Here is an 8,625-nt window from a genome sequence, read left to right on the forward strand (position 1 = left end):
ACGGTCTGCGTTGTCGGGAAGATGCGTGATCTGATCCTTCAACTCAGCAAAAGTTCGATTTATTCAACAAAGCCGCGCATGGCTTCAGAACCATCAGAAACAAACGCTATACCGGCGATGGAGGCATTGACGGCCAGGTAATAATAGGAAAATATCGCTATCTTATTCAGGCTAAACGCTATCGCGGCCATATTGCTTTACAGCACGTACAGGAGTTCGAGAAGTTGCTTAAACGTCATAACTGTCGCGGTCTGTTTTGCCATACCGGGAAAACCGGCGCAGGTTCAAAATCTGTCAGTATTGCCAGTGAACGGATGGAGATTATCAGCGGCCAGCGCCTGATAGATTTGCTCACGCCCGGCAGCTCCTTCACTATCGCAACCGCCCCGCAGACGATGATGAAGCGTACCGCAGCAACACTAGAAACGAGCACCATTGTTAAAGATGCCGGTAAAGAAAATCGATACCATGAGAGTTAATTAAATGAAGTCAGTAACTATAGAAGCAAAAACATTTGCTGAAATGTTAGGAATAACAGAAGGTGAATTAATCTTTGCCATTAAGAAAACTGGCACATTCAAAAACAAGACCATCCCACAACCTCATGAGCCACATAAATCAAATAATAGATTTTTATATTCAGACGTAATGAGGTTTATAGAATCACTAAAAGACAAAGAGAACCGGTAATGACTCCAACTTACTGATAGTGTTTTATGTTCAGATAATGCCCGATGACCTTGTCATGCAGCTCCACCGATTTTGAGAACGACAGTGACTTCCGTCCCAGCCTTGCCAGATGTTGTCTCAGATTCAGGTTATGTCGCTCAATGCGCTGAGTGTAACGCTTGCTGATAACGTGCAGCTTTCCCTTCAGGCGGGATTCATACAGCGGCCAGCCATCCGTCATCCATACCACGACCTCAAAGGCCGACAGCAGGCCCAGAAGACGCTCCAGCGTGGCCAACGTGCGTTACCTAACAATAAACCTGTTTAAATATCCAGATAAAAACATTCAATCTGGGTCAAATGAGTGATACAGTTTCACCCATAAGACCCAATGGAGGCAATATGTCTGAATTTGAATTACTGGCGCAGGATCTGCTTGAGAAAGCAGAAGCGGAAGAACAACTGCGACAGGAAAATTATAAAAAGCTGCTCGGGCAGGTGCTGGAAATCTATGACCAGAAGTACGTGGCTGAACTGCTTAGAAAAGTTGGTAAAAATGAGTGGAGTCGCGAGACTCTTAATCGCTGGATTAATGGTAAGTGCTCACCTAAGACGCTGACGTTAGCCGAAGAGGAACTTCTACGAAAAATGCTTCCGGAAGCGCCTGCACATCACCCTGACTATGCCTTCCGGTTTATTGACCTGTTTGCTGGGATTGGAGGTATACGGAAGGGCTTCGAAACCATCGGTGGCCAGTGCGTTTTTACCAGTGAATGGAATAAAGAGGCTGTGCGCACATATAAAGCTAACTGGTTTAACGATGCTCAGGAACACACTTTCAATCTCGATATTCGGGAAGTCACGCTCAGTGATAAACCTGAAGTACCTGAAAACGATGCCTATGCTTACATTAATGAGCATGTGCCGGATCATGATGTACTTCTAGCAGGTTTCCCCTGTCAACCGTTCAGCCTTGCGGGCGTAAGCAAGAAAAACTCGCTCGGGCGCGCGCATGGTTTCGAATGTGAGGCTCAGGGAACGCTTTTCTTCGATGTGGCGCGTATTATACGCGCAAAAAAACCTGCCATCTTTGTTCTTGAAAACGTTAAAAACCTGAAGAGCCATGACAAGGGTAAAACCTTTAAAGTCATCATGGATACCCTCGACGAACTGGGCTATGAAGTTGCGGATGCAGCTGAGATGGGCAAAAACGATCCTAAAGTTATCGACGGAAAGCACTTTTTACCTCAGCACCGAGAACGTATCGTTTTGGTCGGTTTCCGTCGTGATCTGAACATTCACCAGGGCTTTACCCTGCGCGATATTAGTCGTTTTTATCCGGAACAGCGTCCGTCATTTGGCGAACTGCTGGAACCCGTGGTTGACAGCAAATATATACTGACGCCGAAACTCTGGGAGTATCTCTATAACTACGCCAAAAAGCACGCAGCTAAGGGTAACGGATTCGGTTTTGGCCTCGTTAATCCTGAAAATAAAGAAAGCATTGCCCGTACGCTTTCTGCTCGCTATCACAAAGACGGGTCTGAAATTCTGATAGACCGTGGCTGGGATATGGCCACAGGTGAAACAGACTTCGCGAACGAAGAAAATCAGGCGCATCGGCCCCGCAGGCTGACTCCACGAGAGTGCGCGCGCCTTATGGGTTTTGAAAAAGTAGATGGCAGGCCTTTTCGCATTCCTGTGTCAGACACTCAGTCGTACAGGCAGTTCGGTAACTCCGTAGTGGTGCCCGTGTTTGAAGCCGTAGCCAAACTGCTTGAACCTTATATCCTGAAAGCGGTTAATGCCGATTCGTGCAAGGTTGAACGAATCTGATCGCTCCTCCCGGTATTTATGCCGGGAGATAATCTATGGAATATCTGCGTAAAGCCCTGTCAGCTCAGCAATAAACGCACCTAGCGTCATTAGCTCAGCTCTCACCGCCTCCGGGTATTTTTTGTGCAGCGATGATGGCACGACCAATCTGACACCCGACTCCCGCATCTCCCGATATTGAGCCAGAGAAACTCCCTCTTGGAGTGTAAACAGATGCACCTGATGAATTTTATCGGCCTCATTCAGTATCTGACGCCAGCGATCCTTACAGGTAGTCTTGACTGCCAGCATGCGCAGATTTTCTACGGGAAACTCAGTATCGTGGTAAGCCCCTGCGGAAGGGAAAAGGAAATCGGGTTTTTTATTACCTTCTGTGATGGCCTGCGTCGCAAAGTGTCGCAGGCCGTGCTCAATGAATAGATGCTCCAGGTGCAGTTCCAGAGACTTCCCGGCTCTGGATTTACGGCGATTGCTGACAGAATTGGCCAGCGCAATAAATTCATCCACAGAGCCAAATCCTTTCCGGATGATATCCAGAACATGCAGTTCCTCAACCAATAGAAATATGTCGTACTCCACGCGCCGGCGGTCAAGAAGTTGCTCATCCGGATCAAGGGAATTTTTCACATAATGGCTGGCTGCATACTGAATAATTTCACTTCCCGACGGAAAGCGCAGGTGCCAGTCTTCAGGTAGAATATATTTATGATTTACTGGCGCTTGCTGTAGAGATAGTCCGCCTAGAATCTGTCCTGCGGGGCCGGATATAAGCGCTCCGGGTATAACTTCACCAATAGCGGTCTCAATGACGTCCTCTTCATCAGTGCTGGCGCATACCCAAATATTTACTTCCTTACAGTCCCCCCCTTGCTCATCAAGCTTGAAAGCCAGGAGCGTCAGAGCCCCTGTATTTTCAGGATTCTGAAGTGGGCTGCCTCTACCCCAGCGGGTAATCCTTTTTTCATTCCGGGTTTTACCAAAATGACGGCTGTTATAATAAATTGCCCGGGCTTCGCTGTCAGGGCAATCATGCGATGACACATGTGCGGTGAGAAAAACCGAAGGGTTCAGTTCACGGGTATGGTTGATAGACGGAAAGAGTTTTTCAACGATACCTGAAGGGATATAAAGCCCTACCTGGTGACCACCTGTTGCGCCGGTATCGTTGGCGGAAAGGCGTTTGATGTAGACGAAGTAATTCTCACATGCGATCTCAAGTAGCCAGTTGTGGAAAACCGACATAAGCATCCCCTGTTACCCTGAAACTCTACTCACCATTTTTTCATGATTATATACAAACAGCCAGAAAGGCTGTTACAGACGATTTGATCTGCAACCTATTGGTTAAATTAATGTATCAAAAACGATGGTTTTTGTGACAGTCTTGAAAAGTCCTGACTTCTCCCGAAAAATGACTCCCCTCATGTAACAAAACTCGTTACTGTATCAACATAACAATAACCCCATAACTAATTAGCGAGAAAAGAATGAAAATCGGCTATGCACGTAAATCTACGCATCTTCAGGATGTGGCGCACCAGGTTGACGAACTAACAAAAGCTGGATGTGAGCAAATCTATCAGGATCAGACCTCACGTAGCGGCCCAAAGCGCGACAAAAAAGGTGCGCTGGAACTGGAGAACTGCCTGAAAGCATTGCGCGAGGGAGATACCCTAGTAGTTTGGGCACTAGATCGGCTCGGTGGTTCATTGGGTCAAGTCATTACTTTACTCGACGACCTGAAGAAACGCGGAATAACTTTCATAGCCATCAAGGACAGAATAGACACAAATGCGCCAGTTATAGGGGAAATCTATACTCATCTGATGGCGATATTCTCTAGCTTTGAACGCAACCGCAATATTGAAAGAACGCGCTCAGGCCTTGCAGCTGCACGCGCAAGGGGCCGTGTGGGAGGGAGAAAACCGTCACTTTCTGAAGAAGATGTTAAACAAATTAGAATCTTACTTGCTGATCCTGAAATGACAGTTGGTGCAGTTGCTAAGCGCTTCAACGTTTCTCGCATGACTATTTATCGCTACACCACAAAATCATGAATGACCGCAGCATGGCGGTTTTATTTTCTTATGCCGTCAGGGCATGGAAGGCGACCACGCCGGAGTTAAACGGGCACCGGCCGCAAATCGCCGGAAACCGCAATGCTGAACGTATCGCCCGACCCAGCCCCCTCCCTGCAAAGCCCTAATCCCGCTCACCGCCACACAGCTGCCGCACGTCCCCCACGGGGGTGCGCAGTGGGCGCCGCGCGCCTGCGCGCGGGAACGGCGGCCCGCCTTCGGGTCGCGGCGCCGTACTGCGCGTTAGCGGCCGCACGCGGCCGGTTACGGGGGACACTACGCCATACGACAAGCGACCCGCTGAGCTGCACAATCCACGGATAACACAAGCTACATACATGTCGATATGGGAATCCGCCCATCTTGCCGGGCGCCGCTGTCGTGTGGGAATCGGCCCACCTTGCCGGGCGCCGCTGTCGTGTGGGAATCGGCCCACCTTGCCGGGCGCCGCTGCCGTGTGGAAATCCGCCCATCTTGCCGGGCGCCGCTGCCGTGTGGGAATCCGCCCATCTTGCCGGGCGCCGCTGCCGTGTGGAAATCCGCCCATCTTGCCGGGCGCCGCTGCCGTGTGGGAATCCGCCCATCTTGCCGGGCGCCGCTGCCGTGTGGGAATCCGCCCACCTTGCCGGGCGCCGCTGCCGTGTGGGAATCGGCCCACCTTGCCGGGCGCCGGTGCTGTGTGGAAATCCGCCCACCTTGCCGGGCGCTGCTGTCGTGTGGGAATCGGCCCACCTTGCCGCGCGCCGGTGCTGTGTGGGAATCGGCCCTCCTTGCCGGGCGCCGCTGCCGTGTGGGAATAGGCCCACCTTGCCGGGCGCCGCTGCCGTGTGGAAATCCGCCCACCTTGCCGGGCGCTGCTGTCGTGTGGGAATCGGCCCACCTTGCCGGGTGCGTAATTGCATCGGACTTGACTACCCATTTGCATTTTACTTGGTGACCGTTTGCAGATTACTTGACCATCACCAACTAAATCTGTCCCATTAGATTTAGTTGGCGTAAGGCCTTACATCTTAACGGCTGCTGTGTGCCAGAAGCGGACGTTATAGGAAGCAATCTTTTGCCGGATTCGGTAAAACCCCAATTTTTCCGAACCGCACTCGTCCCCGCGCCGTTGTGGCGCTGATAACTACATGTAGTGGTTTTCTCAGATGCTGCCGATACTACATACAGCGGGTGCGGGGGAACCCGCAGGCCAACACTAGGGCAGAACGCGCCGGTTTCTCTGCCGCGCCATTACCGTTATACATACAATAATGCTAATTATTCGCACCATGGCACTTTTTAAATTTAACACCGGAGCCACATGGACAAGGTGTATTCCGCCCTATTTTTTCACCTTTTGATATAACTGATTTAAAGTTATCGCTCTTTGTCGTTTTAGTAGGTAAAAAATCACTTAGTATTTTGTATTCTCTTGATAATCTTTTGGCTTTTTCATTTTGCTCTTTGGTAAATTTCTCTGGGGATATGCTATATATTAGGTCTTCAGATCTTCCTTCTGTATTTTGCGGCTCTGTTGCAATAGTAATTAATTTTTTAATATGTCTGTATTTATTAAAGGCAACCTCAGCATAAGCATTTATATAAGATATACGTTGAATTCTGTAATCAGAGTAACTCAACTTGCTATCGTTAGGAAAAAAAAGGAATAAGTAAAACTTTCCAGGCTCATCGATTGATTCGACCATTCTTGACGTTCTTAGATGAGGCTGAGTTGTTTTTAATTTCTCTTTAAAGTTCTTTGAAAGGTAATATCTAGATTGCCTACTTTCTTTGGCTAATTCTCTAACACCTAATTCATGTGTAGAAAATTCAATTTCACTAAAAAAACCAACGTTAGCTGACAATATACTTGTCGAGAAGTTGTGGATTAGGTTATCCCAGAAAACGCTACCCTTTTTCATTGAGAGCTGATATTGATAATTGAAAGTGGTTTTATAGTTTTTCCATTCACCTTCCGGTATGGTCATCCCTTGATCGTTTCCAATAATTTATTTTGATATTATGGTTTTATCACCCATAATGTAAGCAGCAAGAGTCTCTTCTTCCCCAGCGCTGACCAATAATGTTCTTTCTCTTACAACCCTCTCTTTTTCGTTAAGGTAGCCAATGAAATCAGTTGCTGTGTTTAACTCGGTTAACAGTAGTTTTAGGGCAGTCTCATCAAGTATATGGACAAAAGTCTTATCAGGATAAACGTCTCCGACACAAAATGGATTTTCTAGACATTGATGGGCGTTTAAAGGAAATATGTTAACTAAAGTAGCAGAGCTGCCTTTTTCTATTTTGTCAAAGTACGAGATCGCCGGATCTGAAATATTATTAGTGACGGCCACCAAATGAAAATTAAAAGAATTATCTATTTTAATGGGGAGGTTAACTGAGCATTCTTTGTCAACAAAAAGTCTTTCGGGATGATCTTTTATAAACTTCTCTGCGCCAAATAACTGTGTGCAAGACTGTATGACTGATTTTTTAAACCATCTCTGCCATGCAACCTTAGGATCTTTGTTTTTATTGTATGTAATAGCTTTATCGGAAAAAATTATTATATCTTTATCAAAAATAACTAATAAGTCACTAACTTCTTTCCCAATTTTATTTTTAGAGTAACCCTCATCGCTATAAACATTAGGATAAGACCAAAGACCAAAAAAAGCATCATCAGCGAACTCTATCAGTTTTTCTTCTGACTGAGTGAATCCGCTACCCCTGATTATTTTTCTAAGCATAAAACTCCATCCCCCTGCGTTGCGTGTAAGAGTCTTGTCAGTTGATAGTACACAAGTCACTGGAGACTGACATCTTTTACAATATGTTCAGGTAGGGTGATAACTAATGCACCTATCAGCCTAGGGAGTATCTATGTTCGGTAAAACGCCAAGTCTGCAAATTCTCACCTTAAAACTCTGCATTATTCGGTAAAACCCTAATTTTGCCGAAAAAAAGCCGCCCCGAAGGACGGCTATAAACCTTTCAGTTTTGCCCGTTCAGGCTTTCACCTTCACAGACTCCGGCACCATTAAAGGAACCAGTTGATCAACTGCAATACAGCCGCAATTAAGGTCAGAATAGCGATAATCAGCTCAATCATTCCCCGCACCTCCATCTCTGTGGCGCGTAGGTTACTAGGCAATCCCCTTTCCTCTAATCCGCCCATCCGGTTATGCCATTCACTTAACCAAAAGAAGAATTTCACCACGCTGCCGCCCAGGCTTCCGGGTGCGAAACCGGAAGAGGGCTATACCGTTGCCGTGTGCTTGCCCACGGTTCGGGTCCTGTTTAGTACCAAATTCGATTTTGAAGAGTCTGAACTGGCTCATCACACAGGCGGCTAAACGGGCTTTACCTCTTTGATCTGAGAGCATTATAAACGGTACAGTGGCTTATTTAATACAGGTTTGATCATATGCCGCGTTAGACGTATAATTAACATGCCAAAAGAAGAATTTCACCTCGCTGTATGCCGGATGCCCGCGAAGCATCACAGGCTACAGAGCAGATAACCCGCCTTGAGCGGGTTTTCTGCTTTATGAGGCCGCCGCCAAGCGGTTTTTTTACGCCTCGTCAGGGCATTCGGTAAAACACCTATTCTCCTGAATCCCACTGGCCCCGCGCCGCTGCCGTGTGGAAATCCGCCCACCTTGCCGGGCGCCGCTGCCGTGTGGGAATCGGCCCACCTTGCCGGGCGAGGCTGCCGCGTGGGAATCGGCCCACCTTGCCGGGCGAGGCTGCCGCGTGGGAATCGGCCCACCTTGCCGGGCGCGGCTGCCGTGTGGGAATCGGCCCACCTTGCCGGGCGCCGGTGCCGTGTGGGAATCGGCCCACCTTGCCGCGCGCCGGTGCCGTGTGGGAATCCGCCCACCTTGCCGCACGCCGGTGCCGTGTGGGAATCCGCCCACCTTGCCGGGCGAGGCTGCCGCGTGGGAATCGGCCCACCTTGCCGGGCGAGGCTGCCGTGTGGGAATCCGCCCATCTTGCCGGGCGCCGCTGCCGCGTGAGAATCCGCCCACCTTGCCGGGCGCCGCTGCCGTGTGGAAAT

The 8,625-nt window shown here is 48.7% G+C and carries 7 protein-coding genes and 1 pseudogene; 4 read left to right on the forward strand and 4 right to left on the reverse strand.

The genetic code is table 11. The features are described from left to right. The first annotated feature begins 125 nt into the window (after positions 1 to 125). Positions 126 to 479: a restriction endonuclease gene (locus tag QMN38_RS25915; protein ID WP_225622145.1), complete on the forward strand. Its 354-nt coding sequence runs from the start codon at positions 126 to 128 to the stop codon at positions 477 to 479. Positions 480 to 483: 4 nt separating this feature from the next. Continuing rightward, on the forward strand, positions 484 to 690 hold the full coding sequence (locus tag QMN38_RS25920; RefSeq protein ID WP_001749967.1) for a hypothetical protein: 207 nt from the start codon (positions 484 to 486) through the stop codon (positions 688 to 690). Between the two features lie 10 nt (positions 691 to 700). Here QMN38_RS25920 and QMN38_RS25925 read toward each other — a convergent pair. Continuing rightward, a pseudogene (locus tag QMN38_RS25925) lies at positions 701 to 973 on the reverse strand (IS1 family transposase); the annotation flags it as partial. 98 nt (positions 974 to 1,071) lie between these two features. Between QMN38_RS25925 and QMN38_RS25930 the strand changes: the two are divergent. Next, entirely contained in the window at positions 1,072 to 2,505 is a 1,434-nt protein-coding gene (locus QMN38_RS25930) for a DNA cytosine methyltransferase (RefSeq protein WP_016338383.1), read from the forward strand. Positions 2,506 to 2,538: 33 nt separating this feature from the next. Here the strand turns inward: QMN38_RS25930 and QMN38_RS25935 are convergent, their stop codons facing one another. Next, positions 2,539 to 3,747, reverse strand: a complete 1,209-nt coding sequence (locus QMN38_RS25935) for a type II restriction endonuclease (protein ID WP_000110241.1) — start codon at positions 3,745 to 3,747, stop codon at positions 2,539 to 2,541. A gap of 245 nt (positions 3,748 to 3,992) precedes the next feature. Here QMN38_RS25935 and QMN38_RS25940 point away from each other — a divergent pair, with 245 nt between their 5' ends. Continuing rightward, positions 3,993 to 4,562 (forward strand): recombinase family protein, encoded by a 570-nt coding sequence (locus tag QMN38_RS25940; RefSeq protein ID WP_016359304.1) that lies wholly within the window; start codon positions 3,993 to 3,995, stop codon positions 4,560 to 4,562. 1,277 nt (positions 4,563 to 5,839) lie between these two features. Here QMN38_RS25940 and QMN38_RS25945 read toward each other — a convergent pair. Together QMN38_RS25945 and QMN38_RS25950 are read right to left on the reverse strand one after the other, a co-directional pair. Next, the gene (locus tag QMN38_RS25945) at positions 5,840 to 6,553 is read right to left on the reverse strand and encodes a YecA family protein (protein ID WP_225622054.1); all 714 of its coding nucleotides are present in this window, start codon (positions 6,551 to 6,553) and stop codon (positions 5,840 to 5,842) included. Between the two features lie 21 nt (positions 6,554 to 6,574). After that, positions 6,575 to 7,315 (reverse strand): hypothetical protein, encoded by a 741-nt coding sequence (locus QMN38_RS25950; RefSeq protein ID WP_225622053.1) that lies wholly within the window; start codon positions 7,313 to 7,315, stop codon positions 6,575 to 6,577. Positions 7,316 to 8,625: the final 1,310 nt, after the last annotated feature.

It is taken from the genome of Citrobacter sp. R-1.5.2, assembly GCF_035064245.1.
Lineage (GTDB): Bacteria > Pseudomonadota > Gammaproteobacteria > Enterobacterales > Enterobacteriaceae > Citrobacter.